The following is a 26,496-nucleotide window of genomic DNA, read 5'->3' on the forward strand; positions in this document are numbered from 1 at the left end:
TCAACCCCTCCGTCCGGGATGGTCCGCGAGTTCCTCGTCGGTGTAGTACTTCCCGAGTTCGTCGATGTCGAACAGCTCCAGCAGGTCGGGGCGCATCGGTTGCTGCTGTTCGGCGGTGACCGTCACGTCGGGGACGAACGGGTCGCCGCCGTCCAGGCGACAGGCGAGCAGGGTGCGACGCCATTCGGGGTCCATCGACGGATGGTCGTCGCGGGTGTGTCCCCCGCGGCTCTCGGTGCGCTGCAATGCCGCCCGCGCGACGCACTCGCACACGAGGAGCATGTTCCGCAGGTCCAGGGCGAGATGCCAGCCCGGGTTGAACTGGCGGTGTCCCTCCACCGCGACGTTGCGGATCCGGGTGCGCAGCGTGTCGAGTTCGCGCAGGGCGCGTTCGATCTCGTCCGCGCGGCGGATGATGCCCACGAGATCCTGCATGACCTGCTGCAGATCGGTGTGCAGGGTGTAGGGGTTCTCGGCGCGATCGGCGTCGGCCGGATCGAAGGGCGAGAGCGCCGCGCGGGCGGCGGCGTCGATGTCGGCGTCGGCGACGGTCGGCCGCGACGTGAGTCCCTGCACGTAGTCGGCGGCGCCGAGACCTGCCCGGCGACCGAAGACCAGCAGATCGGACAGCGAATTCCCGCCCAGCCGGTTCGATCCGTGCATGCCACCGGAACATTCCCCGGCGGCGAACAGTCCCGGGACCGCGGCGGCGCCGGTGTCGGGATCGACTTCGATGCCGCCCATCACGTAGTGGCAGGTCGGGCCGACCTCCATGGCCTCGGCGGTGATGTCGACGTCGGCGAGTTCCTTGAACTGGTGGTGCATCGACGGCAGGCGGCGCATGATCTCGGAGGCCGGCATCCGCGAGGCGATGTCGAGGAAGACTCCGCCGTGCGGGGTGCCCCGACCCTCCTTGACCTCGGAGTTGATGGCGCGGGCGACCTCGTCGCGCGGGAGCAGGTCGGGTGTGCGGCGATTGTTCTCCTGGTCCTCGTACCAGCGGTCGGCCTCCTCCTCGGTCTCCGCGTACTGGCCTTTGAACACCGGCGGGATGTAGGAGAACATGAACCGCTCCCCCTCGGAGTTCTTCAGCACTCCGCCGTCGCCGCGCACACCCTCGGTGACGAGGATGCCCTTCACACTCGGCGGCCAGATCATCCCCGTCGGGTGGAACTGGACGAACTCCATGTTGATGAGGGTGGCGCCGGCGCGCAGAGCGAGGGCGTGCCCGTCGCCCGTGTACTCCCACGAGTTCGACGTGACCTTCCACGACTTGCCGATACCGCCGGTGGCGATGACGACCGCGGGCGCCTCGAACAGCACGAATCGTCCGGTCTCGCGCCAGTATCCGAATGCGCCGGCGATGCGTCCCTCCGCATCCTTCAGCAGTTCGGTGATGGTGCATTCGGCGAAGACCCGCACCCTGGCCTCGTAGTCCCCGTGCTGGGCGTGGTCCTCCTGCTGCAGCGACACGATCTTCTGCTGCATCGTGCGGATGAGTTCGAGTCCGGTGCGATCACCGACGTGCGCAAGTCGCGGATAGGTGTGGCCGCCGAAGTTGCGCTGGCTGATCCGTCCGTCGGGGGTGCGGTCGAACAGTGCTCCGTAGGTCTCCAGCTCCCACACGCGGTCGGGGGCCTCGCGGGCGTGCAGTTCGGCCATCCGCCAGTTGTTGAGGAACTTGCCGCCACGCATCGTGTCCTGGAAGTGCACCTGCCAGGAGTCGCGGGGGTTGGCGTTGCCCATCGCGGCGGCGCATCCGCCTTCGGCCATCACGGTGTGGGCCTTGCCGAACAGGGACTTGCACACCACGGCAACGGAGAAGCCGCGCTGCCGCGCCTCGATCACCGCGCGCAGCCCGGCGCCGCCTGCTCCGATCACGACGACGTCGACCTTGTGCCGTTCGACATCCACCATCCGTGTTCCCCCTCCTCCGGTGCGGCCGGTGTCGTGCCGTGCGCGTCAGCCGATGAACCGCAGATCGGCGATGGTGTCGCTCGCCACGAGCATGATGTAGAAGTCCGTGAGGATCAGAGTCCCCAGCGTGATCCACGCGAACTGCATGTGCCTGGCGTTGAGTTTCGAGACGAACGTCCAGATCCGGTAGCGCACGGGGTGTTTCGAGAAGTGCCGCAGCCGCCCGCCGGTGACGTGCCGGCACGAGTGGCACGACAGCGTGTAACCCCAGAGCAGCACGACGTTGATGAGCAGGATCAGGTTGCCGAGTCCGATGCCGAATCCGCTCGGGCTGTGGAAGGACAGGATGACGTCGTAGGTGTTGATCAGCGACACCACGAAACCGGCGTAGAAGAAGTAGCGGTGCGAGTTCTGCAGGATCAGCGGGAACCGCGTCTCGCCGGTGTAGTGCCGGTGCGGTTCGGCGACCGCGCACGCCGGCGGCGACAACCAGAACGATCGGTAGTAGGCCTTGCGGTAGTAATAGCAGGTCAGCCGGAAGCCGAGGAGGAACGGCAGCGACAGGAAGGCGAGCGGGATCCACATCGGGAGTTCGCCGACCCACGTGCCGAAATGGCGGGCGCCGTCCACGCAGGACGCGCTCACGCACGGCGAGTAGAACGGCGTCAGGTAGTGGTAGTCCTCGACGTAGTAGGCGCTGCGCACGAACGAGCGGATCGTCGCGTACACCACGAACACACCGAGACCGAGGACGGTGAGTGCGGGTGTCTGCCACCAGCGGTCGATCCGCAGCGTCCGCGCGGTGATCCGTGCGCGGCCCTCGGAGCGGACGCCGGTGGCCGGCTCACCGCGCGCCGCCGGCGTCGCCTCGGAGGTGCTCACCGCGAGCCGTGCAGCCCGCCGAGACCTTCGTCGTCCGTATCCGTTCCGCGGAACAACGAGTCGTCGTACGGCGTATCGGGAATCGGGATGCGTTCACCGAGACTGTTGACGACCTCGCGCGGAGGATGTTCGGCGAAGTCGCGTATGTCGATGTCGAGACGTTCGACGTCGTTCGACAGCCTCTTCACCGGGGCTGCGTCCCCGTAGCGCGATCGTAGGGATCCGAGGCATTGGCGCAGGTGGGCGGCGGTGCGCTGAAGTTCCTGCAATTCGCTGATGGACATCAGTACCTCCGGGCCGAGCGGTCGACATGTCCCTTCCGTAGCGGGTATCGGCATGTCGCGCCGGCCGACACGATGGGAACAGGCCAGTTGCAGTGTGGCATCCATCACAGTACAGCGGAAGCTCCGCCCGCACGCCGTTTCGTCGGGAGCGGCAGATCCGACCACCGAGAGGCACGGGTGGCGAAGACGCGAGCGTCGAGAGCGCCGCTGCCGGCCGGGATCCTGCCCACGACGGGGACGCCTGTGACGTCGGGAAGGTCGTCGAGATTGCACCGTTCCGCCAGATCCGGTGCAGTAGGCCAGGATCCGATGATCACCCCCGGACACTCGACCCCTGAAGAGCGGAGCGCGGCCACGGTGAGCGCGGTGTGGTTGAGCGTGCCCAGTCCCGCGGCGGCGACGATCACCGCCGGCGCTCCGAGCGCGGCCGCGACGTCGGCGAGGGTGAAGCCGCCCGCACCGAGCCGGACGAGCAGACCTCCCGCACCTTCGACCAAAGTGAGGTCGTACTCGGCGTCGAGCATCCGGACGGTGTCGACGATCTCCTCGAGGGTGAGCAGCGGGCGTCCGCTGCGCCGCGCGGCGGTGTCGGGTGCGAGCGGATCGGGATACCGCGCGAGTTCGACGAGCCGGACACGGTCCCCGGCCAGTCGCCGGATCTCCTGCAGGTCGCCCGGCCCGTCGTCCCTCACGCCCGTCTGGGCGGGTTTGCACACCGCGACCCGCAGTCCCGCGGCCACGGCGTTCGCGGCGAGTGCCGCGGTCGCGACGGTCTTGCCCACATCGGTCGACGTGCCGGTGACGACGAGGATGCTCACGCCCGGGCTCCCGCGAGGACGTCGGTGAGCACCTCGTCGACGAGGGCGCGTTCGTCGTCGGTGAGGTTCGCGCGTGCCGTCAGGCGCAGCCGCGAGGTACCGGCCGGAACCGAGGGCGGCCGGAAGCAGCCGACGTGCACGCCGCGGTCGCGGCACTTCGCCGCTGCGTCGGCGGCGACGTGCGGGTCGCCGAGGATCACCGACACCACAGCGGACGGCGGCACCTCGACGCCCGTGAGACGAGCGAGGTGCGCGGCCTGCTCGAGCACTGCAGCGGCACGGGCGGGTTCGGCGCGCAGCACCTTCAACGCACCCCGGGCGGCACCGACGGCGGCCGGGGCGAGTCCGGTGTCGAAGATGAAGGTGCGGGCGGTGTCCACGAGATGTTCCCGTACACGCCCGTCGGCGAGGACGGCTCCGCCCTGGGAGGCAAGGGATTTCGACAGCGTCGCGGTGACGACCACATCGGGCTCGCCGGCGAGACCCACTTCGTGGACGAGTCCGCGGCCCCCCGCGCCGCGGACCCCCACTCCGTGGGCCTCGTCGACGAGGAGCAACGCGCCGTGCGCTCGGCAGACGCGATGCAGTTCCCGCAGCGGCGCGAGGTCGCCGTCGGTACTGAACACCGAGTCGGTCAGGACGAGCGCGCGGGCCTCGGTGCGGGTCGCGAGGGCGTGCGCGACCGCGTCGACGTCGTTGTGCGGGGTGACGACGATCCTCGAGCGGGACAGCCGGCACGCATCGACGAGCGAGGCGTGACCGCCGGCGTCCGAGACGAGCAGTGCGTCCTTGCCACCCAGGGCGGCGACGGCACCGAGGTTCGCGGCGTATCCGCTCGAGAACACCAGGCCGCTGTCGGCCCCGACGAAGTCGGCGAGTTCGCGTTCGAGGAGTTCGTGTTCGGCGGTGGTGCCGGTGACCAGCCGCGATCCGGTGGCGCCGGCTCCCCATCGCCGCAGGGCAGCGGTGGCTCCCGCGAGGACCTCGGGATGGCGGGTCAGGCCGAGATAGTCGTTGGAGGCGAGGTCGACGACGGTCGAGCCGGGGGTGCGGACGACGGGGTCGCGGTGCAGACCCGCTGCGCGTCGCGCCGCCGCGGTGTCGTCGAGCCACGCCAGGGCGGGATGTGCGGTCATGAGCGGTGACCATACTTGAACACCGTTCAAGTCGCCATGTCGGTCGGCTCGGGTCGTAGGCTCGGACGGTCCGGCAGACCCCGACGAAAAGCAGGTGACATGGTCGTCCACATCGAGTCCCGGGACGGAACGACGATCGGATTCCGCAGGCTCGGGCAGGGACCGGGTCTCGTCGTCGTGCACGGCAGCATCGCGACCGGGGACGAATGGTCGCGCGTGGCCTCCGCCCTGGCGGACCGCTTCACCGTCCACCTCGTGGACCGGCGCGGGCGCGGGCTCAGCGGCGACGCCGACGCGTACTCGATCGACACCGAGATCGCCGACATCGCCGCGGTTCTCGACGCCGCCGGACCGGACGCCTCGCTCGTCGGGCACTCCTACGGCGCACTGTGCGCCCTCGCGGCGGTCGCCTCGGGAGTCGACGTGCCCGGACTCGTCCTCTACGAACCGCCGGTGCCGGTCGCCGGGCCGCTCGCCGGAGCCGCCCTCGCACCGTATGCGGCAGCAGTGGACGCCGGGGACCTCGACCGCGCGCTCACCATCGCCATGATCGACATCCTCCGCGTCCCCGCCGCGGGGGTCGATCGGCTACGCGGAACCCCGATCTGGTCCCGGATGGCCGAACTGGCACCCACCTGGGTGCGCGAACTGCGCGTCATCGACGGTCACGGGCCGGACGTCACGGGGTACGCCTCGGTCACGACCCCGACCCTGTTCCTGCAGGGCTCGCGGACCGCGCAGCACCACGTCGTGGCCACCGAGGCCCTGCGGGCCGTCATGCCCGACACCCGGCTGGTCGAGTTCGCGGGGCACGAGCACTTCGCGCACGTCACCACCCCGACGGCGGTGGCCGACGCGATCGCGGAGTTCCTCACCGCCGTCCGCTGACCCCTTCGGTCACCGGGTATTCGCGCCGACGGCGGCGATCATCCCCGAGGTGATCGCCGCGAGATCGTCGGCCGAGCAGATGTAGGGCGGCATCGCGTAGACGAGATTGCGGAACGGCCGCAGCCACACCCCGGCCGCCACGGCGGCGTCGGTCGTCGCGCGCATGTCCACCGGATCGGCGAGTTCGATCACGCCGATGCCTCCGAGGACGCGGACGTCCGCGACCCCCGGCAACTCGCGGGCCGGCGCGAGTCCCTCCGTCAGTCCCGCATTCACGGCCGCCACCTCGGCTCGCCAGTCGCGGGAGAGCAGCAGTTCGACCGCCGCGACGGCGACGGCGCATGCGAGCGGGTTGCCCATGAAGGTCGGGCCGTGCATCACACCGCCGCCCTCCCCCGCGCTGATCGCCTCGGCGACGGCCCGCGTGCACAGTGTCGCCGCGAGGGTCATGTATCCGCCGGTGAGTGCCTTGCCCACGCACATCACGTCCGGGCTCACCTGCGCGTGGTCGGCGGCGAAGAGTTCGCCGGTGCGCCCGAAACCTGTCGCGATCTCGTCGAAGATCAGTACCAGTCCGTGCTCGTCGCACATCCTGCGCAGCTCGCGTAGATACCGCGGGTCGTGGAAGCGCATGCCGCCGGCACCCTGGACGACCGGCTCGACGACGATCGCGGCGAGCTCGTCGACGTGCTCGAGCAGGACCGCTTCGAACTGCGCGACGTAGTCGGGATCGAAACGGGCCGGTGGGGCGGGGGCGAAGACCTGTCGCGCGAGCATGTCGGTCCACAGCGCGTGCATGCCGCCCTCCGGGTCGCACACGCTCATCGGGGCGAAGGTGTCGCCGTGGTAGCCGCCGCGCCAGGTGAGCAGGCGACGCCGTCCCGGTCTACCGACGGCACGCTGGTACTGCACCGCCATCTTCACGGCCACCTCCACCGACACCGAACCCGAGTCGGCGAGGAAGACCGTGTCGAGACCGTCGGGGGTGATGTCGACGAGCAGTTCCGCGAGACGCGCGGCCGGCTCGTGCGTGAGGCCTCCGAACATCACGTGGCTCATCCGGTCCAACTGATCGCGGACCGCCGCGTCGAGGACGGGATGCCCGTATCCGTGCACCGCGGCCCACCACGAACTCATGCCGTCGACCAGCTCACGACCGTCGGCGAGGACGATCCGGGTACCGTGGGCACGGTCGACCACCAACGATTCGGTGGTCGCCGGAAACGCGCCGTAGGGGTGCCAGAGGTGCCGAGCGTCGAGGGTGCGGATCCGCTCGACCGGGAGAGGAGAATTGCCCACGCCCAGACTGTAGGCGGTTGGAAGTCGCCGCCCGCAGCCGCGTAGTCTGCCCGAGTTGCCGTGAACGACGCTCACGGCAATCGGCCGGTGCGCTCGTCGCCCGGTTCGCAGCACAGCCGCACACGTTAGACACCGGGGGTATCCGTCACATGTCCGTCCACACCTCGGGACCGGAACTCGAGAGTGGTGCGCGGACGACAGGCACGCGCCCCGCGCGCCGTGCCGACATCGACGGACTGCGCGGTCTCGCGATCGCGCTCGTGGTGATCTTCCACGTCTGGTTCGGTCGCGTCTCCGGTGGTGTCGACGTCTTCCTGGCGCTCTCCGGCTTCTTCTTCGTGGGCACGCTCCTGAGGACGGCCGACTCCTCGGCCCCGCTCGATCCGCGTCCCGTCCTGCGGCGGATCGGCCGTCGTCTGCTGCCTCCGCTCGTCGTCGTGCTCACCGCCGTCGCGGCCGCCACGGTGGTGCTGCGGCCGTTCACGCGGTGGCTCGACGTGGCCGACCAGACCGGGGCGTCACTGCTCTTCTTCCAGAACTGGTACCTCGCCCGCACGGCGAGCGACTATCTGGCCGCGGATCCGATGGTCAGCCCGCTCCAGCACCTGTGGTCGATCGCCGTGCAGGGCCAGTTCTACATCGCAGCGCTCGTGGTGGTGTTCGGCTCCGCGTGGCTGCTGCGCCGGATGTCGGTGCCGGTCCGCCTGCCCCTGACGGTGCTGCTGGCCGTCCTCACCGCGGCGTCGCTGGCGTACGCGGTGCTCGCCGACCGGCCACAGTCGTGGCTGTACTACGACAGTGCCGCCCGTGCCTGGGAGCTGACCCTCGGCGGACTGCTGATGTGCCTGTCGCCGTGGTTGCGGGTTCCGCGCGCGCTGCGGATCGTGCTCGGTGCGCTCGGACTCGCGGTGCTGCTCGCGTGCGGCTTCGTCCTCGACGGCAACGCCCTCTTCCCCGGGCCGTGGGCACTCGTCCCCGTCGGGGCGGCGATGGCGCTCGTCGTCGCGGGCATCCGCTCCGGCTCCGGCCCTGGTTCGGACTCCGGCGCCGAGCACGACACGCCGTCGGCGCGACTGCTGGCATCCGCGCCCATGGTGCGCCTCGGGGCGATCGCCTACGCGCTGTACCTCTGGCACTGGCCGATCCTCATCGGTTACCTGATCGTGCGCGGGCACCCGTCCGTCGGCCTGGTGGGCGGACTCGTCGTGATCGCCCTGTCGCTGCTGCTCGCCGAGGCGTCGACCCGGTGGTTCGAGGACCCCATCCGCCGCGTCGAACCCCCTCGGCCGTCCCGCACCGCGCTCGTGGGTCTCGTGACGGTCCTGGCCGTCGCTCTCGTCGGGGCCGCGAACCTCTGGCACACCCACGTCGACCGTTCGACGGAGACCCTCGAAGGCGTCACCGCCCTACCGACGGAGCTGTATCCCGGCGCTGCGGTGTTCGATCCCGCAGTCTCCACCGAGCCGCAACCGGTGCAACCGCCGCTGCTCGTCGCCCATCGCGACCTGCCTCCCGCGACGCTCGACAACTGCATCGCCCAGCACACCAATCGCACACCGTTGACCTGTACCTACGGCGACCCGCTCGCGACGCGACGCATGGTGATCGTCGGGGGGTCGCACTCGGAGCACTGGCTCGCCGCGCTCGACGCGCTCGGCATCGAACACGGTTTCCGCCTCGACACCTATCTCAAGGTCGGGTGCCCGCTCTCCGATCCCCTCGCCCCGCTCGTCGAGGAGTCCCCGACGGTCGAGTGCGACACGTGGTCGACCGCCGTGCTCGCGGAACTGCGCGCAGATCCGCCCGACTACGTGTTCACCACGTCGACGCGCACCAAGGACCAGGGCGAGGGACCGGGCGACTTCGTTCCGTTCTGGTACGTCGATCTGTGGGAGACGCTCGCCGACTACGGCATCCCGGTGGTGGCGATCCGCGACAACCCGTGGTTGTTCCGCGGCGATCTCGCCTATCGGGCCGCGGACTGCCTCGCGGGGGGCGGCACCGCGGAAACGTGCGGGGTGCCGCGCGAGGAGGCGCTGGACCCGATCGACCCGGCCGTCGCCGCATCCGCGCACCTGCCCACCGTGTCGCTGCTCGACCTGTCCGACAAGTTCTGCCGGCAGGATCTGTGCCGGGCGGTGGAGGGAAACATCCTCATCTACCGTGACGAGAACCACCTCACCACGACCTACGTCCGGACGCTGACGCCCGAGCTCGGCCGACAACTCGGTCCCGCCACCGGTTGGTGGTGACGCGCTCATCCGGTGCCGCGAGCGCCGGAAGACTACTGTTGGCGTGCATGGAGCCCATCGAAGCGAGCGCTAGCGACGAGATGCCCGAGACCCTGGAAGTGTGGCCGGGATCCCCGTATCCCCTCGGCGCGACCTACGACGGGGCGGGCACGAATTTCGCACTGTTCTCCGAGATCGCCGAGAAGGTCGAGCTGTGCCTCATCTCCCGCGACGGGAGCGAGACCCGCATCCCGCTCGAGGAGGTGGACGGTTACGTCTGGCACGCCTACCTTCCGACGGTCTCCCCCGGTCAGCGTTACGGTTACCGCGTGCACGGTCCGTTCGATCCGGAGAACGGTCACCGGTGCGATCCGAGCAAGCTGCTCCTCGACCCGTACGGGAAGGCGTTCGACGGGTCGTTCGACGGCGACCCGTCGCTGTTCTCGTACCCGCTGCCCGGCGCCGAGCCCGAGGCCGACAGCGCCGCGGACGAGAACACGGACGACACCGCCGGCACCGAGGACACCGACACCGGCGACGCCGCGTCCACCGACGATGCCGAGCCCGAGGCGATCGCGACGGGGCAGACCTCCGACGCCGCCGCGGAGTTGCCCGGCCTGGATTCGCTGGGGCACACCATGACGACCGTGGTGATCAACCCGTTCTTCGATTGGGCGACGGATCGCCATCCCCGTCGCCCCTACAACGAGACGGTCATCTACGAGGCCCACGTCAAGGGCATGACGGCGACGCATCCGGACGTCCCCGAACACATGCGGGGCACCTACGCCGGTCTCGCGCACCCGGCGATCATCGACCATCTCCTCGATCTCGGCGTCACCGCGATCGAGCTGATGCCCGTGCACCAGTTCATGCACGACCAGGTGCTGATCGACCAGGGACTGCGGAACTACTGGGGATACAACACCTTCGGGTTCTTCGCGCCGCACGCCGAGTACTCGTCGTCGACCAAGCCGAGCGCCGTGGTCGCCGAGTTCAAGGCGATGGTGCGGGCCTTCCACGAGGCGGGCATCGAGGTGATCCTCGACGTGGTCTACAACCACACCGCCGAGGGGAACCATCTCGGTCCCACCATCTGCTTCCGCGGCATCGACAACGCCGCCTACTACCGCCTCGTCGACGACGACAAGGCCTACTACATGGACTACACGGGAACGGGCAACAGCCTCAACGCCCGTCACCCGCACACCCTGCAGCTGATCATGGACTCGCTGCGCTACTGGGTGACCGAGATGCACGTCGACGGCTTCCGGTTCGATCTCGCGTCGACCCTGGCGCGCGAGCTGCACGACGTCGACCGGCTGTCGGCCTTCTTCGATCTCGTCCAGCAGGACCCGGTGGTCTCGCAGGTCAAGCTCATCGCCGAGCCGTGGGACGTCGGTGAGGGCGGCTACCAGGTCGGCAACTTCCCCGGTCAGTGGACGGAGTGGAACGGCAAGTACCGCGACACGGTCCGCGACTACTGGCGCGGCGAACCGGCCACCCTCGGCGAGTTCGCGTCGCGCCTGACCGGCTCGTCGGATCTGTACGAGGACACCGGTCGCCGTCCCGGCGCGTCGGTCAACTTCGTCACCGCCCACGACGGGTTCACCCTCGCGGATCTGGTGTCGTACAACGAGAAGCACAACGACGCCAACGGCGAGGACAATCGCGACGGCGAGTCGCACAACCGGTCGTGGAACTGTGGGGTGGAAGGCCCCACGGACGATCCCGAGGTCCTCGCGCTGCGCGGGCGCCAGCAGCGCAACATGCTCGCGACGCTGATCCTGTCGCAGGGCACGCCGATGCTCGCTCACGGCGACGAGTTCGGTCGCACCCAGCAGGGCAACAACAATGTGTACTGCCAGGACAACGAACTGTCGTGGGTGGACTGGTCGCTCGCCGAGTCCAACGCCGACCTGGTCGCGTTCACCCGCAACGTGATCGCGCTGCGCACCGAGCATCCGGTCTTCCGGCGTCGCAGGTTCTTCGAGGGCCGACCCATCCGCAGTGGCGATCAGTCCCGCGACATCGCGTGGCGCACACCGGCCGGCGACGAGATGATGCCCGAGGACTGGGACAGCGGTTTCGGCAAGTCGCTCGCGGTCTTCCTCAACGGTGAGGGCATCCCCGAACCCGATCAGCGGGGGCAGCGCGTCGTCGACGACTCGTTCCTGATGTGCTTCAACGCCCATCACGAACCGATCGAGTTCGTCACCCCCGACGGCCCGCACGCCGAGGAGTGGACGGTCGCGCTCGACACCGACGTTCCCGACGGTCTGCGCGAGGAGACCGTCGTCGCCGGTAAACCGGTCCGGGTGCAAGCGCGCTCGGTGCTGGTACTCCGGAAGACCCGGTGACGACCGGCGGTGCGGAGTCGGGAGGTGTGAGCGGCGCCGGCGCGGGGAATACTGCGCCGGTGTTGTCCACCTACCGACTCCAGATGCGCGGCGACGAGTGCACCTTCGCCGACGCCGTCGCCCTGCTCGACTATCTCGACGCCCTGGGTGTCTCGCACGTCTACCTCTCCCCCGTCCTCAGCGCGACGATCGGGTCCACCCACGGATACGACGTGGTCGATCCCGGCACGGTCTCCGAGTCGCTCGGGGGACGCGAGGGTCTGGAACGGTTGTCGCGGGAGGCACGCGCACGGGGCATGGGGCTGGTCGTCGACATCGTCCCCAACCATGTCGGGGTGGCCGACCCACGTCAGAACGCGTGGTGGTGGGACGTCCTGAAGCACGGCTCCGGGTCGCGCTACGCGTCGTTCTTCGATCTCGACCTCGCCGGCGACAACGGTGTGGACGGTCGGATCGCTCTGCCGGTGCTCGGATCGGACGACGCGGTGCAGGAGCTGACCGTCGACCGCTCCGGCGACGAGCCGATGCTCGCCTACTACGACAAGCGATTCCCGATCGCTCCCGGGACCGACGAGGGCACCGGTGAGGAGGTCCACGCGCGGCAGGCCTACCGGCTCGTGGCGTGGAACTCGGGGTTGATCGGATACCGCCGCTTCTTCACCGTCGACGATCTCGCCGCGGTGCGGGTGGAGGATCCCGCGGTGTTCGACGCGACGCACGAGCAGGTCGCGTCGTGGATCGCCGACGACCTGGTCGACGGGATCCGCGTCGACCATCCGGACGGTCTCGCCGATCCGTCCGGCTATCTCGCGCGCCTGCGTGAGGTGATCGGCCCCGAGCGGTGGCTCGTGATCGAGAAGATCCTCGGCGACGCCGAACCGCTGGATGCGACGCTGCCGGTGGACGGCACCACCGGCTACGACGCACTCGGCGAACTGTCGACGGTGTTCGTCGATCCGGCCGGCGAGACGGAGCTGAACGCCCTGTCGCGCAGGTTCACCGGCGCCGAGGGCGACGCGCCGTGGCTGCACGCCCGCGAACACGATCTCAAACGAGCGGTGCTCGGCAGCGGGCTCGCGCCGGAGGTGCGCCGCCTCGTGCGGGCGATCCGACGCGAGACCGGCGACACCGGATGCGACGACGCGGCGCTGCGCGAGGCCGTGATCGCCGTCGCCGCACAGCTTCCCGTCTACCGCGCCGATTACGCGCCGCTCGCGACCCTGGTGCCGCGCATCGTCGGCGACCTCGCGCGGACGCAACCCGCACTCGATCCCGCCCTCGCGGTGTTCGCCCGGGCGATGGCTCTCGGCGGTGAGGCCGCGTCCCGCTTCGGCCAGGTCTGCGGCGCGGCGACCGCCAAGGCGGTCGAGGACTGCCTGTTCTATCGGGCGGCGCGGCTGATCTCGCTGCAGGAGGTGGGCGGGCAACCCGGCCGTTTCTCGGCCACCCCGGCCGAGTTCCACCTCGCCTGGACCCAGCGGGCACGGCACTGGCCGCGGGCGATGACCACCCTGTCGACCCACGACACCAAACGTAGCGAGGATGTCCGGGCGCGGATCGGTGTGCTCTCGCAGGTCGCCGACGAGTGGTCCCGTCGGCTCGGGTCGTGGAACGAGTCGGCACCCGCACCGGATCCGGCGATCGGACTGTTCCTGTGGCAGACCCTGTTCGGAGTCTGGCCGCTCGACGGAGTGGTGACCGACGAACTGCGCGAACGGGTACATGCCTACGCACAGAAGGCGCTGCGCGAGAACGGAACCCGCACCACGTGGACCGAGGTCGACGAGGAATTCGAGACCGCGGTGGACCGCTGGCTGGATGCGGTCTTCGACGGGCCGGTCGCGGGTGAGCTCACCGCCTTCGTCACCGAGGTCGAACCGCACGTCGCGGCCGTCTCGTGCGGCCAGAAACTGTTGCAACTGCTGGGCCCGGGCGTTCCCGACGTCTATCAGGGCACCGAACTGTGGGACGACTCGCTCGTCGATCCGGACAACCGGCGGCCGGTGGATTTCGACGCCCGACGGCGGCTGCTCGACGCCCCTGATTCGGCGCCGGCGAAGTTCACGATCGTGCGCACCGCGCTCCGGTTGCGCCGCGAACGACCGGCGAGCTTCGTCGGTGGCGCGTACGTTCCGGTCCTCGCCACCGGCCCGGCCGCCGACCATCTGCTCGCGTTCGGCCGCGGTCCGGCGCCGGACGATCTCGACGTACTCGCGGTGACCTCCCGCCGCACCGTGGCGCTGTCGCGCTCGGGCTGGAAGGACACCACCGTCGACCTGCCGGACGGCGACTGGTCGGATGCCCTGACCGGACGCTCTTTCGCCGGTCGGGTGCGGGTCGCCGATCTGCTCGACTCGCAGCCGATCGCAGCACTCATCCGCGCGCGTTAGTCCTCGAGCGCGTCGAGCGCTTCCTCCGCGTCGAGCCGGCGCTGGGTGCGTCGCCGACTCCAGGCGAGAACCAGTCCTGCGAGGACGATGACGACCGCCGCGCCGGCGACACGCCCCGCCCAGGTCGCGGCGTCGTTCTCGAAAGGATGGTTCTCGTAGCGCAGGCGGAGGAAGATGCCGGCGACGCCGACGAGATAGAGCGCGGCGGCGGCGGCACTGCGGGGTCGCCACAGTTTCGCGGTGGCGTACAGGTCGACGTCACGTTGCCGCGCGTACAACTGGGTCACGATCGACACGACGAACCAGGCCACGAGGATGCCCAGTGCCGTCCACGCCCCGGGGCGGCCGGCGAGCCACGGAAGCAGCGCCGCTGCGACCAGCGCGATCCATTGGGACAACTGGAATCCCACCGCCGAGGCTTCGTTCCACACGTCGCGCTGACGCTCGTCGCGGTAGAACTCGTCGTCGAGATCGCCGATGAAGCGCGCGGTTTTCAGGAAGACGGTCATGAGGACTCCTTCGTGGTGAGCGGGAACAGTTCCTCGACCGTGGTGTCGAGTCTGAGGGCGAGACGAAGGGCGAGGTAGACGCTGGGCGCGTAGTCGCCCTTCTCGGTCGAGACGATGCTCTGTCTGCTGACGCCGACCGCGTCGCCGAGCGCGGCCTGGGTGAGTCCCGCTCGTTTGCGGAATTCACGGACCCTGTTGCTCCTCGGTGTGTCGGTCACGGCCAGAAGTAAACTCTGCTTGTCATTTTGTGTCAAGCATTCTTGTCATTTGCGATCATCGAATCACCCCGGGACACCTGTCGAGACGGACATCCGATCACTCCTCGGCGCAGTCGATCGCGAAGTCGAGAATTACATTCTCGCGATCGAAGGTTCCGACAGCGCTCCGGACTTCGACGAATCGTGCGACAATGCGCCGATTTCCGACCAGATTCCGACCCCAGTGAGGGATGGATCCGACACCTTCGCCCACGAAATCCACCCGATACGCAGCACTCCTTGATTTATGTTCTCGGATACGGAAATCTAGTTCTCATCGCGAGCGCCGACGCCGGCAGGACTTTGCGCAGTCAGGGAGAGGATTCGATGAAGACCGAAGACATGGTGATGATCAGCATCGACGACCACGTCGTCGAACCCGCGGACATCTTCGAGAAGCACTTCCCCAAGAGCCTGATGGACCAGGCTCCCAAACTCACCGCCCATCCCCGCAACCCCAATGTGCAGGCCTGGCAGTTCCAGGGCACCGTCGTCGGCAGCTCCGGCCTCAACGCCGTCGTCTCGTGGCCCAAGCACGAATGGGGCATGGACCCCACCGGCTACGCCGAGATGCGACCGGGTGTCTACGACATGGACCTGCGCGTGCGCGACATGGACGCCAACGGAACCCTCGCCGCGACCCTGTTCGCCACCTTCCCCGGCTTCGCGGGCACCCACCTGGCGAGCCTGCCCGACAAGAAGCTCTCCCTCGCCGCACTGAAAGCGTTCAACGACTGGGTCGTCGGCGAGGTCCCGGACGCCCACCCGGGCCGGTTCATTCCCATCGGCATCATCCCGTTCTACGATGCCGAAGAATCGGTGAAGGAGATCGAGCGCATCGCCGCCATGGGATGCCGGTCGATCAGCATCCCGGAGACGCCCTACGGCGTCGGCGAGGGTTATCCCGACTTCAAGTCCGGGCACTGGGATCCGATCTTCGAGGCATGCGTCGAGCACAACATCGTGTTGTCCCTGCACATCGGCGGCGGTATCAACCTCGTCAAGCGCCCGGCCGGTTTCAACATCGACGACATGATGATCCTCACGCCGCTCATCTCGACCATCGCGGCCACCGACATCATGCTCAGTGGCGCCTTCCAGAAGTTCCCCGATCTGAAGGTCGCGATGAGCGAAGGCGGTGTCGGCTGGGTCGCGCCGTGGCTCGACCGCCTCGACCGCCACATCGTCAACCAGTCGTGGACCGGCACCAGCTTCCTCCCCAAGGGAATGACTCCGACGGACGTGTGGCGCAAGAACTTCCTCGCCTGCTACATCACCGAACCGAGCGGACTGAACAACCGTCACCGGCTCGGCGTCGACACCATCGCGTGGGAATGCGACTACCCCCACTCCGACTCGACGTGGCCGAACTCCCCCGAGATGCTCAAGGAGGAACTCGACGCGTGCGAGTGCACGGACGAGGAGATCGACAAGATCACCTTCGCCAACGCCGCGAAGTTCTTCGACTGGGATCCTTTCGAGCACATCCCGCGTGAGGAGGCCACCGTCGGCGCCCTGCGCGCCCGCGCCGGCGACGTCGACATCAGCGAGACGTCCAAGGAGGAGTACCGCCGCCGCTACGAGCTCGCCAACTCCGGCTCGTAGAGCCTGCTCCACAGGAGCCCACCAAGACGATGCCCGCCGATCCGGATCGGCGGGCATCGTCATGTCTGCTGTGTCCTGCCTACTGTCGTGTCACGGTCGGCTCACACCGGGTCCTTGCGCCACAACAGCGCGTGCAGGCACTCGACGGCCTCGGCGGGCGATTCGACGTCGAGCACTCCCGCTGCGGGCATCCGCCAGCCCCCGATCGAGATGACCGGGACACCGATGCGGACCGCGAGCGCGATCTCGCTCATCGTGCCCCAGCTTCCACCCACCGCGATCAGCGCGTCACTGCTGCGCACGAGCAACGCGTTGCGCATCTCTCCGAGGCCCGTGGGAACGGCCACCGTCAGATAGGGATTGCCCTCGGCACGGTCGTCTCCGGGCAGCAGGCCGAGGGTCGTCCCACCGGCTTCCACAGCGCCACGGCAGGCTGCCGCCATCACCCCACCAAGACCGCCGGTGACCACGACGGCCCGGCGTCCGGCGAGGAGTCCCCCAACCTGGCGGGCGAGGCGTCGCTGTTCGGGCGTGGCTTCACCCGGCCCCACGACCCCGACATAGCGCTGCGCATTCATGTTCGGCATTCTGCATCATGGAGCGCTCCGGAGCGCGCGGTCCGAGAACATCATTCGCACTCGGTGATCGTCCGCTCCCACAGCCACCGCCCCGCGGTCGGCCGACCGAGCCCCTCGGGGGACACTGTGGCCATGAGCAGAGCCGACCGCAGCACCGACACCCGCCCGGACTCCCCGTGCCCGTGCGGTCGCGGCGTTCCCCTGTCCGAATGCTGCGGGCCGCTGCTGGCCGGTGCGAGCGCGCCCACCGCCGAACGGCTGATGCGTTCGCGGTACACGGCATTCGCGACGCGCGATGCGGCGCACCTGCTGCGCACCTGGCACCCGTCCACGCGTCCGCGCTCGATCGAGTTCGACCCCGATCAACGCTGGACCGGTCTCGAGGTGCTGCACACCACCGGAGGAGGATTCCTGCACACCACCGGCACGGTGGACTTCCGCGCACACTGGACAGCGGACGGGGTGCCCGACTCGATGCGCGAGCACAGTCGGTTCGTGCGGGAGGACGGCGAGTGGCTCTACCTCGACGACCGCGGCGACGACTGAGCCGAATCGGTCACGGTGCAGGTTGCCGCAAGAGCGTCGCGCGCAGCGTTCCCGAGAGCCACTGACGGTACTGGTCGACGTCCCATCCGCGGTCTCGCCTCAGCAGCGCGTGCACCTGTGGGGAACTCAGGGTGAACAGGACATCGGCCGCGTGCTCGACGGTGACGTCCTCGCGCAGCCAGCCGGCGTGTTCGAGTCCTTCCGCGAGGGTGCGGGCGTTCTCGGCCGTCGCCTTCGCGTCGTCCGCGGCGAAACGACGCATGTCGGGATCGGCCCCCGATGATTCCACGGAGGTCATGAGCAACCCGCCCGCGCGTTCGAGCATCGCGGTGCCGTAGCGGACCATCTGCTCGACCACCAGATCGACGTGCGAGACCGCGCCGCTGCCGTGGGACGGTTCCGGATCCGCCGCCGCGGCCGCGCGCGGATCACCGTCGCCGGCCACCGCGTGATCGAGCGCCTCGCGGAAGATCTCCGCCTTGCCGCCGGGGAAGGCGGTGAACACCGTCCGCACCGCGACGCCCGCTTCGTCCGCGATGTTCTTGACGGTGGTGCTGACGTAGCCGTCGCGAACGAACAGTCGCGCCGCGGCGTCGCGGATCGTCTCGCGGGTTCGGCGGGCCGCTTCCTCCCGCAACGGTGAGGTGTACCGTCGGCGGGCTCGCTCGGGATTCGGGTTCACTCCCCCAGTATCGAGTGCACAGCAGCTGCAACAAAATTGACGCGCGGCAGGTGGGCCGCCGGTCGGCGCCATCCCCTGCACCGGCGCCGTCGACACGGCATGCTGGTCGAGTGCACACCTTCGAGGTCTGGGCTCCGATCCCGTCGTCCGTCCGGCTGTTCGCCGACGGACGGCTCCACGACATGCAACGCGACGGCGACGGTTGGTGGCGCACCACCGTCGAGGTCGCTCCCGACACCCGATACGGCTTCGTGCTCGACGACGACACCGGGACGGTCCTTCCCGATCCCCGGTCGCCGCGCCAGCCGGAGGGCGTGCACGAGCCGTCGCAGCTGCACGTGCTCGACGAGTCGAAGTGGACCGACCACGGCTGGACCGGCCGGCAGCTGACGGGAAGCATCGTCTACGAGATGCACGTGGGGACCTTCACCCCCGAGGGCACTCTGGACTCGGCGATCGAGCGTCTCGACGAACTCGTGGACCTCGGCGTCGAGTTCGTCGAACTCATGCCGCTCAACGCGTTCAACGGCACCCACGGATGGGGCTACGACGGCGTGCTCTGGTACGCGGTGCACGAACCCTACGGCGGCCCCGACTCCCTGCAGCGTTTCGTCGACGCCGCCCACGCGCGCGGCCTCGCAGTGGCGCTCGACGTCGTCTACAACCACCTCGGTCCGTCGGGGAACTATCTCGGGCGCTTCGGCCCCTATCTCTCCGCAGCGCCGGGCATCTGGGGCGACAACATCAACCTCGACGGCCCCGGATCCGGGGAGGTACGCCGGTACATCCTCGACAACGCGCTGCGCTGGTTCCGTGAGTTCCACATCGACGCGCTCAGGCTCGACGCCGTGCACGCGCTCATCGACCACACCGCCACCCACCTCCTCGAGGAGATGTCGGTCGAGACGTTCCGCTTGTCCGCCCATCTCGGTCGCCCCCTGTCGTTGATCGCCGAATCGGACCTCAACGATCCGAAGCTGATCACTCCCCGGCCCGGCGGTGGATACGGACTGCACGCACAGTGGGCCGACGACGTCCACCACGCGATCCACGCGGCGGTGTCCGGTGAACGGCAGGGCTACTACGGCGACTTCGGTTCCCTGGACTGCCTCGCGTCCACGCTCGGGCACGGTTTCTTCCACGCCGGGACGTACTCGAGTTTCCGAGGCCGGGTCCACGGGCGCCCGCTCGACACCCGGCGCACACCCGCGAGCGGTCTGGTCGCCTACACCTGCACGCACGATCAGGTCGGCAACCGGGCGCTCGGCGACCGGCCGGGTGCCTATCTCGAACCCGGTCAGCTCGCACTCAAGGCCGCCCTCGTGCTCACCTCCCCGTTCACGCCGATGTTGTTCATGGGCGAGGAGTGGGGTGCGAGCACCCCCTTCCGGTACTTCACGTCGCATCCCGAACCGGAACTCGCCGCCGCCGTCGTCGAGGGTCGCCGGCGCGAGTTCGCCGAACACGGCTGGGACGCGGCCGACGTACCCGACCCGCAGGCTCCGGAGACCTTCACCGGCTCGAAGCTCCGCTGGGACGAACGCGACGAGGACGGGCACGCCCGGTTGCTGGAGTGCTACCGCGCGCTCATCGCGCTCCGACGGGACCGCGCCGAGCTCACCGATCCCTGGCTCGAGCACGTGCACGTGACGTACGACGAGGACGAGAAATGGCTCGTCGTGCACCGCGGTGCGCTGCGCGTGGCGTGCAATCTCGGACCCGACCCCGTCACCGTGCCGGTCGGCGGGAGGCCGCTGCTCTGGTGGGACGAACCGGTGGTCAACCGCACCGAGTCCGCAGTGCTGATCCCGGGTTGGTCCTTCGCGATCCTGGAGGCTCCCGAGACGCCACGCCGATAACGTTCGTCAGGCGAAAAAGTCGTTGATTATGCCACGAGTGGGCGAGTACCGTCTCAAGTACCGTCGAATTCTCGAGGTGAATCACCATGAAACCCAAGAAGATTCTGGCGAGCGTATTCCTCAGCACCGCCCTCGTCCTCGCCCCTGCGGGGGTTGCATCGGCGTCACCGGTGGTCGACACCTCCCCTGGCGTCGTCGCCGTCAACCACGACCACCGCGGCTACGACAAGCACCACGACAACGATCACTGGAAGGATCGCGACCACGGCAAGCACCACAACAGGGACTGGGACCGCCGTTGGGACAATCCGTGGCGTCCCGACTGCTTCTGGTTCGGCCCGTGGCTGGTGTGCTCACCCTGGTAGCGGCTCCGACTAGGTGAGATAACGGTAGGCCGGCGACCCCGGCTCGAGTCGCTGCGCGTCGATCGGCGACGCGTCCATGCGATTGAGAAGGGCCGAAAGGTCTTCCGCGGCACCCAGTTCGATACCGACGAGGGCAGCGCCGGTCTCCCGGTTGTTGCGCTTGACGTACTCGAACAGGGTGATGTCGTCGTCCGGTCCGAGGACCTCGTCCAGGAACCGGCGCAGTGCGCCGGGCTCCTGGGGGAAGTCCACGAGGAAATAGTGTTTGAGCCCGCGGTGGACGAGCGACCGCTCGATGATCTCGCCGTAGCGTGAGACGTCGTTGTTGCCGCCCGACACCAGGCACACCACGTTCGCTCCGGGCTGCACCGAGATCGACTCGAGGGCAGCGACGGACAGGGCGCCGGCGGGCTCGGCGATGATGCCCTCGTTCTGGTACAGATCGAGCATCGTGGTGCACAGCGCACCCTCGTCGATCTGGGTCATCCCGAACGGGGCCCGGCCGAGCCCCTCCCGGCGCAGCGTGGCCACGAGCGGCAGGCTCGAATGGGACACGACCTCGGCACCGAGTTCGGAGACGACGGCGTAGGGGACGTCACCGATCCGCTTGACCGCAGCACCGTCGACGAACGGCTCGACCTCCGGCAGCGTGACGGGACCGCCCGCGACCAGCGCGGCGGTCATCGACGCTGCGCCGGCCGGCTCGACGCCGACGATCGACGTACGTGGGGACCGCTCGCGCAGATAGGCGGCGACACCGGCGATGAGGCCGCCCCCTCCCACGGGGACGAGCACGACGTCGAGATCGCCGTCGAGCTGTTCGAGGACCTCGCGCGCGATGGTGCCCTGCCCGGCAGCGGTGCGGGCGTCGTCGAAGGGCGGGATCATCGTCGCCCCGGTGCGGATCGCATCGTCGGCTGCCGCTGCGGCCGCGGCGTCGAAGGTGTCGCCGACACCGATGAGTTCGACGCTGTCGCCGCCGTGGACACGGATCCGATCGCGCTTCTGCTTGGGCGTGCGGGTGGGCACGTAGATCCGGCCCTGGATTCCCATCACCCGGCACGCGTAGGCGACACCCTGCGCGTGATTACCGGCGCTGGCCGTGACGACGCCCGCGGCGCGCTCGGCCGCGTCGAGCTGCGCCATGGCGTTGTACGCCCCACGGAGCTTGAAGGACCGCACCCGGGTGAGGTCCTCACGCTTGAGGTAGACGTTTGCGCCCACGAGCGCCGAGAGTCGAGGGCTGCGCTCGAGCGGCGTCGGGGCGACCGCCTCCGAAATTCGCTCGGCAGCCGCATCGATGTCGGCCGCGCGGGGCACGGCGGTCACAAGCGTCGGTTCTGCTGTTCGCGAAGTGGAGGTCACCCGTCAATGCTGCCACTCCCCCGATTCGCCCACCACGCCGGGACCCGCATCGAGGGGTGGCAGCACAGTCCGTCCGATCGTGCCCGGTCTACGAGCCCTCGACCGGTTCGAGAACGAAGACGGGGATCTCGCGGTCGGTCTTCTCCTGGTACTCCGCGTAGGGCGGGAACGCCTCGACGGCACGTTCCCACCACTGCGCCTTCTCCTCGCCGTGGACCTCGCGGGCGGTCATGTCCCACACCTCGGTGTGGTCCCTCACCTCGACGTGCGGGTTCGCGACGATGTTGTGGTACCAGACGGGATGCTTCGGCGCCCCGCCGAGCGAGGCGACGGCGGCGTACCTGCCCTCGTGCTCGACCCGCATGAGGGGGATCTTGCGGAGCTTGCCGGACTTGGCGCCGACCGTGGTCAGGATGATGACCGGCCGCCCCTGGAGGGTCGTGCCGCGGGTTCCGCCCGACGACTCGTACTCCTCGACCTGCTTGGCGCTCCATTCGACGGGACTCGGTTCGTACTCTCCGTGCAGTGGCATACCGACCAGTCAACACACTCGTTGTGACAGTCGCCGCCCGATCGCCGAGTTCGGTGGCCCGAACTCTTCCCTGCGCCTATCCTGAAGAAAGAATTCCGCGCGGCCTACAGCCGCTCTGTCCACAGGAGGTGCACCGCGATGTCCGTGCTCGATACCCGGATACACCGTGAGCGCACCGACGGTGTGGACATCGCCGGCACGATCTGGCCCCTGTACAAGCTCGAAGCACTCGCGGCCGGTCTCCTGACCCTGCTCGTGGTCCTCGTCGTCACCACCAGCGCCCAGAGCGCCGTCCTCGGTGCCGCTGCGGTCACCGTCGTCGTGTGGTGGGTCCGCAGGATCCAGCAGCACACACAGCGCGCGTAGGCGAACCGGCCGACCCCGGCTTCCCGCGCGGCGCTCACCGAAGGGCTCGCGCCGCGCGGCGGACCGCTAGGTGGCCAGGCAGCCCGGCCCGAGCAGGGCCTTGAGGTCGCCCATGAGCGCCGACGACGCTTCGACCCGCAGGCTGTCGTCGAGCTTGAGGACGGTGACCTTGCTGCCGGTGATGAGCCGCACGTGCACGTCGGACGAACCGGGATGGCGCGTGAGCACGTTCTTGAGGGCACCGACCTTGTCGGGGGTGCACAACCGGGTGGGCATCGACACCGAGACCGGCTTCGCGACCCCGATCTGCGACAGGTCGGGGACGGCGAGATCGTTGGCGATCAGGGAGATCCGGTCGTCGCGGATCGACACCCGGGCCTTGACCAGCACCACCGAGTCCTCCACGACGTCCATGCCGTAGACGGCGTAGGACTGCGGGAAGAACAGCACCTCGATGCCACCGGTGAGGTCCTCGAGCTGCGCGGACGCCCAGGCGAGACCGTTCTTGTTGATGCGCCGGTTCACCGAGGCGAGGATGCCGCCGACGGTGACCTGGCTGCCGTCCTTGAGCGCGCCTTCGAGGATGGCGGGGATCTGGGTGTCGGCCTGGGATGCGAGGACGTGCTCGACGCCGTTGAGCGGGTGCCCGGAGACGTACAGGCCGAGCATCTCCCGTTCGAGGGCGAGGCGGTGCTTGGTGTCCCATTCCTCCTCGGGAATGCGGACGTTGAACACCGCGGCGACGGATTCGTCGGCGTCGTCGCCGCCGAACAGGTCGAACTGGCCGATCGCCTCGGCCTTCTTCGTGCTCATCACCGCGTCGATCGCGTCGGCGTGGACGAGCATCAATCCCTTACGCGGGTGCCCGAGCGAGTCGAATGCGCCTGCCTTGATGAGGGATTCGGTGACCTTCTTCGAACACGCGACGGTGTCGATCTTGTTGAGATAGTCGGAGAAGTCGGTGTAGCGACCCTTCTCCTCGCGTCCCTTGATGATCGAGGCGACCACGTTCGTGCCGACGTTGCGGACGGCGCCGAGGCCGAACCGGATGTCCTCACCCACCGACATGAAGTTGGTGTGCGACTCGTTCACGTCCGGCGGCAGCACCGTGATGCCCATCTTGCGGCAGTCGGACAGGTAGACCGCGGCCTTGTCCTTGTCGTCACCGACGGAGGTGAGCAGACCGGCCATGTACTCGGCCGGGTAGTTCGCCTTGAGGTAGGCGGTCCAGAACGAGACGAGACCGTAGCCGGCGGCGTGCGACTTGTTGAACGCGTAACCGGCGAAGGGAAGAACGGTGTCCCACAGCGCGGTGATCGCCGCCTGCGAGAAGCCGTTGTCCTTCATGCCCTGCGCGAAGCCGTCGTAGGCCTCGTCGAGGATCTCCTTCTTCTTCTTACCCATCGCGCGACGCAGCAGGTCTGCCTGTCCGAGCGAGTAACCGGCCACCTTCTGAGCGATCTGCATGATCTGCTCCTGGTAGACGATCAGGCCGTAGGTGTCGGCGAGGATCTCCTCGAGCGGTTCCTCGAGCTCGGGGTGGATCGGCTTGACCTCTTGCCGCCCGTTCTTGCGGTCGGCGTAGTCGTTGTGCGCGTTCATGCCCATCGGGCCGGGGCGGTACAGCGCGAGCACGGCGACGATGTCCTCGAAGCCGGTGGGCTGCATGCGGCGCAGCAGGTCGCGCATGGCGCTGCCGTCGAGCTGGAACACGCCGAGCGTGTCACCGCGCGCGAGCAGTTCGTAGGTCGCCGGATCCTCCAGCGGGAGGGTGTCGAGGTCGAGATCGATCCCGCGGTTGACCTTGATGTTCTCGATCGCGTCGCCGATGACGGTGAGGTTGCGCAGACCGAGGAAGTCCATCTTCAGCAGGCCGATGGCCTCGCAGGACGGATAGTCCCAGCCGGTGATGATCGCGCCGTCCTGCGCGCGCTTCCACAGCGGGATCGCGTCCATGAGCGGCTCGGACGACATGATCACCGCGCAGGCGTGGACGCCGGCGTTGCGGATCAGGCCCTCGAGTCCGAGCGCGGTGTCGTAGATCTTCTTGATGTCCGGATTGGACTCGATCAGCTGGCGGACCTCGGCGGCTTCCTTGTACCGCTCGTGGCTCGGGTCGGTGATACCCGAGACCGGGATGTCCTTCGCCATGATCGGCGGCGGCAGGGCCTTGGTGATCTGGTCGGCGATCGCGAATCCGGGCTGGCCGAACTGCACTCGCGCGGAGTCCTTGATCGCGGCCTTCGTCTTGATGGTGCCGAACGTGATGACCTGGGCGACCTTGTCGTTGCCCCACCGCTCGGTGGCGTAGCGCACCATCTCACCGCGGCGGCGATCGTCGAAGTCGATATCGATATCGGGCATCGACACGCGCTCGGGGTTGAGGAACCGCTCGAACAGCAGACCGTGCGGGATCGGGTCGATGTTGGTGATGCCCATCGCGTAGGCGACGAGCGAACCGGCGGCCGAACCACGGCCGGGGCCGACGCGGATTCCGACCTCGCGGGCGTGGTTGATGAGGTCGCCGACGACGAGGAAGTAGGCGGGGAAGCCCATCTGGTTGATGACGCTGATCTCGTACTCGGCGCGCTCGACGTACTCGCGGGGCGGGCCGGCGGGGAAGCGCCGGTCGAGGCCGCGCATGACCTCCTTGTGCAGCCAGCTCGCCTGCGTCTCCCCTTCCGGCACCGGGAAGACCGGCATGCGGTCGCGGTGGGTCCACACGTCCTCGTAGGACTGCACGCGCTCGGCGATGAGCAGCGTGTTGTCGCACGCTCCCGGCACCTCGCGGTCCCACTGCTCGCGCATCTCCTGCGCCGACTTGAGGTAGTAGCCGTCGCCGTCGAACTTGAACCGCGTGGGATCGGAGAGGGTCTTACCGGTCTGGATGCACAGCAGCGCCTCGTGGTTCGCGGCCGCATCCTTGGTGACGTAGTGGCAGTCGTTGGTCACCAGCGGCGGGATGTCGAGCTTGCGGCCGATCTCGATCAGGCCCTCACGCACCCGGCGCTCGATGGACAGGCCGTGGTCCATCAGCTCGAGGAAGAAGTTGTCCTTGCCCCAGATCTCCTGCCACTTCGCGGCGGCCTCGAGCGCTTCGCGTTCGTGGCCGAGGCGCAGGCGCGTCTGGATCTCACCCGACGGGCAGCCGGTCGTGGCGATGATGCCCTCGTGGTGGTGGGCGATGAGGTCTTCGTCCATACGCGCCCACTTGCCGAGCTGACCCTCGATCGACGCGAGCGAGGACAGCTTGAACAGGTTCCGCAGACCCGTCGAGTTCTCGGCGACCATCGTCATGTGGGTGTAGGCACCCGAGCCGGAGACGTCGTCGGACTTCTGGCCGGGATCGCCCCACTGCACACGCTTGGTGGAAAATCGCGACTCCGGCGCGACGTACGCCTCGATACCGATGATCGGCTTGATGCCGAACTTCTTGGCGACGTTGTAGAACTCGCTGGCGCCGTACATGTTTCCGTGGTCGGTCATGCCCACGGCCGGCATCCCCAGCCGTTCGGCCTCCTTGAACAACGGTCCGACCTTCGCGGCACCGTCGAGCATCGAGTACTCGGTGTGGGTGTGCAGATGAACGAACGAGTCAGCCACGCGTGCCTCTCCCGGGATGTCTGT

Annotated in this window: 22 protein-coding genes; 9 read left to right on the forward strand and 13 right to left on the reverse strand. The window is 68.6% G+C overall.

What is annotated here, in order from left to right:
* From B9C99_RS15190 to B9C99_RS15210, 5 genes are all read right to left on the reverse strand, one after another.
* Window positions 1–1,917 (reverse strand): fumarate reductase/succinate dehydrogenase flavoprotein subunit, encoded by a 1,917-nt coding sequence (locus B9C99_RS15190; RefSeq protein ID WP_088898447.1) that lies wholly within the window; start codon window positions 1,915–1,917, stop codon window positions 1–3.
* A 45-nt stretch (window positions 1,918–1,962) separates the two neighbouring features.
* On the reverse strand, window positions 1,963–2,799 hold the full coding sequence (locus B9C99_RS15195; RefSeq protein ID WP_088898448.1) for a hypothetical protein: 837 nt from the start codon (window positions 2,797–2,799) through the stop codon (window positions 1,963–1,965).
* Complete coding sequence (locus B9C99_RS15200; RefSeq protein WP_016694393.1) at window positions 2,796–3,083, reverse strand: hypothetical protein; 288 nt, start codon at window positions 3,081–3,083, stop codon at window positions 2,796–2,798. The genes B9C99_RS15195 and B9C99_RS15200 overlap by 4 nt, the downstream gene beginning before the upstream one ends.
* Before the next feature lie 104 nt (window positions 3,084–3,187).
* On the reverse strand, window positions 3,188–3,901 hold the full coding sequence (gene bioD / locus B9C99_RS15205; protein ID WP_088898449.1) for a dethiobiotin synthase: 714 nt from the start codon (window positions 3,899–3,901) through the stop codon (window positions 3,188–3,190).
* On the reverse strand, window positions 3,898–5,037 hold the full coding sequence (locus B9C99_RS15210) for an 8-amino-7-oxononanoate synthase (RefSeq protein ID WP_088898450.1): 1,140 nt from the start codon (window positions 5,035–5,037) through the stop codon (window positions 3,898–3,900). The genes bioD and B9C99_RS15210 overlap by 4 nt, the downstream gene beginning before the upstream one ends.
* A gap of 99 nt (window positions 5,038–5,136) precedes the next feature.
* Between B9C99_RS15210 and B9C99_RS15215 the strand changes: the two genes are divergently transcribed.
* Window positions 5,137–5,925, forward strand: a complete 789-nt coding sequence (locus tag B9C99_RS15215) for an alpha/beta hydrolase (protein WP_172414969.1) — start codon at window positions 5,137–5,139, stop codon at window positions 5,923–5,925.
* Between the two features lie 9 nt (window positions 5,926–5,934).
* Here the strand turns inward: B9C99_RS15215 and B9C99_RS15220 are convergent, their stop codons facing one another.
* Window positions 5,935–7,224 (reverse strand): adenosylmethionine--8-amino-7-oxononanoate transaminase, encoded by a 1,290-nt coding sequence (locus B9C99_RS15220; RefSeq protein WP_088898452.1) that lies wholly within the window; start codon window positions 7,222–7,224, stop codon window positions 5,935–5,937.
* Between the two features lie 149 nt (window positions 7,225–7,373).
* Between B9C99_RS15220 and B9C99_RS15225 the strand changes: the two genes are divergently transcribed.
* Genes B9C99_RS15225 through treY form a run of 3 tightly spaced genes read left to right on the forward strand, consistent with a single transcriptional unit; the run spans window position 7,374 to window position 14,205 of the window.
* Window positions 7,374–9,476, forward strand: a complete 2,103-nt coding sequence (locus B9C99_RS15225) for an acyltransferase family protein (RefSeq protein ID WP_088898453.1) — start codon at window positions 7,374–7,376, stop codon at window positions 9,474–9,476.
* 47 nt (window positions 9,477–9,523) lie between these two features.
* Window positions 9,524–11,815: a glycogen debranching protein GlgX gene (glgX, locus tag B9C99_RS15230; RefSeq protein WP_088898454.1), complete on the forward strand. Its 2,292-nt coding sequence runs from the start codon at window positions 9,524–9,526 to the stop codon at window positions 11,813–11,815.
* A gap of 26 nt (window positions 11,816–11,841) precedes the next feature.
* The gene (treY, locus tag B9C99_RS15235; protein WP_301179093.1) at window positions 11,842–14,205 is read left to right on the forward strand and encodes a malto-oligosyltrehalose synthase; all 2,364 of its coding nucleotides are present in this window, start codon (window positions 11,842–11,844) and stop codon (window positions 14,203–14,205) included.
* On the opposite strand, the gene B9C99_RS15240 is transcribed toward treY, so the two are convergent.
* The gene (locus B9C99_RS15240) at window positions 14,202–14,714 is read right to left on the reverse strand and encodes a hypothetical protein (RefSeq protein WP_016694401.1); all 513 of its coding nucleotides are present in this window, start codon (window positions 14,712–14,714) and stop codon (window positions 14,202–14,204) included. The two genes, treY and B9C99_RS15240, sit on opposite strands and share 4 nt — an antisense overlap.
* Window positions 14,711–14,932: a helix-turn-helix transcriptional regulator gene (locus B9C99_RS15245; protein WP_016694402.1), complete on the reverse strand. Its 222-nt coding sequence runs from the start codon at window positions 14,930–14,932 to the stop codon at window positions 14,711–14,713. The genes B9C99_RS15240 and B9C99_RS15245 overlap by 4 nt, the downstream gene beginning before the upstream one ends.
* Before the next feature lie 366 nt (window positions 14,933–15,298).
* Between B9C99_RS15245 and B9C99_RS15250 the strand changes: the two genes are divergently transcribed.
* Entirely contained in the window at window positions 15,299–16,576 is a 1,278-nt protein-coding gene (locus B9C99_RS15250) for an amidohydrolase family protein (protein WP_088898456.1), read from the forward strand.
* 101 nt (window positions 16,577–16,677) lie between these two features.
* Here the strand turns inward: B9C99_RS15250 and B9C99_RS15255 are convergent, their stop codons facing one another.
* Window positions 16,678–17,163: a TIGR00725 family protein gene (locus tag B9C99_RS15255; RefSeq protein ID WP_059380973.1), complete on the reverse strand. Its 486-nt coding sequence runs from the start codon at window positions 17,161–17,163 to the stop codon at window positions 16,678–16,680.
* A gap of 123 nt (window positions 17,164–17,286) precedes the next feature.
* On the opposite strand from B9C99_RS15255, the gene B9C99_RS15260 reads away from it, so the two are divergent.
* The gene (locus B9C99_RS15260; RefSeq protein WP_088898457.1) at window positions 17,287–17,700 is read left to right on the forward strand and encodes a YchJ family metal-binding protein; all 414 of its coding nucleotides are present in this window, start codon (window positions 17,287–17,289) and stop codon (window positions 17,698–17,700) included.
* A 10-nt stretch (window positions 17,701–17,710) separates the two neighbouring features.
* Here B9C99_RS15260 and B9C99_RS15265 read toward each other — a convergent pair whose 3' ends face one another.
* A complete protein-coding gene (locus B9C99_RS15265) occupies window positions 17,711–18,382 on the reverse strand; it encodes a TetR/AcrR family transcriptional regulator (RefSeq protein WP_088898458.1) in 672 nt (223 codons plus the stop codon).
* A gap of 110 nt (window positions 18,383–18,492) precedes the next feature.
* Between B9C99_RS15265 and treZ the strand changes: the two genes are divergently transcribed.
* Both treZ and B9C99_RS15275 read left to right on the forward strand, forming a co-directional pair.
* The gene (gene treZ / locus B9C99_RS15270) at window positions 18,493–20,241 is read left to right on the forward strand and encodes a malto-oligosyltrehalose trehalohydrolase (protein WP_088898459.1); all 1,749 of its coding nucleotides are present in this window, start codon (window positions 18,493–18,495) and stop codon (window positions 20,239–20,241) included.
* An 86-nt stretch (window positions 20,242–20,327) separates the two neighbouring features.
* Window positions 20,328–20,606, forward strand: a complete 279-nt coding sequence (locus B9C99_RS15275; RefSeq protein WP_016695724.1) for a hypothetical protein — start codon at window positions 20,328–20,330, stop codon at window positions 20,604–20,606.
* A gap of 9 nt (window positions 20,607–20,615) precedes the next feature.
* Here the strand turns inward: B9C99_RS15275 and ilvA are convergent, their stop codons facing one another.
* Window positions 20,616–21,935, reverse strand: a complete 1,320-nt coding sequence (gene ilvA / locus B9C99_RS15280) for a threonine ammonia-lyase IlvA (RefSeq protein WP_016695725.1) — start codon at window positions 21,933–21,935, stop codon at window positions 20,616–20,618.
* A gap of 124 nt (window positions 21,936–22,059) precedes the next feature.
* Window positions 22,060–22,503, reverse strand: a complete 444-nt coding sequence (locus B9C99_RS15285) for a nitroreductase family deazaflavin-dependent oxidoreductase (RefSeq protein WP_016695726.1) — start codon at window positions 22,501–22,503, stop codon at window positions 22,060–22,062.
* Between the two features lie 138 nt (window positions 22,504–22,641).
* Here B9C99_RS15285 and B9C99_RS15290 point away from each other — a divergent pair, with 138 nt between their 5' ends.
* Entirely contained in the window at window positions 22,642–22,869 is a 228-nt protein-coding gene (locus tag B9C99_RS15290) for a hypothetical protein (protein WP_026061817.1), read from the forward strand.
* A gap of 66 nt (window positions 22,870–22,935) precedes the next feature.
* Here B9C99_RS15290 and dnaE read toward each other — a convergent pair whose 3' ends face one another.
* Window positions 22,936–26,472 carry a DNA polymerase III subunit alpha gene (gene dnaE / locus B9C99_RS15295; RefSeq protein WP_016691817.1) on the reverse strand — a complete coding sequence of 1,179 codons (3,537 nt, stop codon included), beginning with the start codon at window positions 26,470–26,472 and terminating at the stop codon, window positions 22,936–22,938.
* Window positions 26,473–26,496: the final 24 nt, after the last annotated feature.

This window comes from Rhodococcus sp. BUPNP1 (assembly GCF_002215235.1).
Taxonomy (GTDB): domain Bacteria; phylum Actinomycetota; class Actinomycetes; order Mycobacteriales; family Mycobacteriaceae; genus Rhodococcus.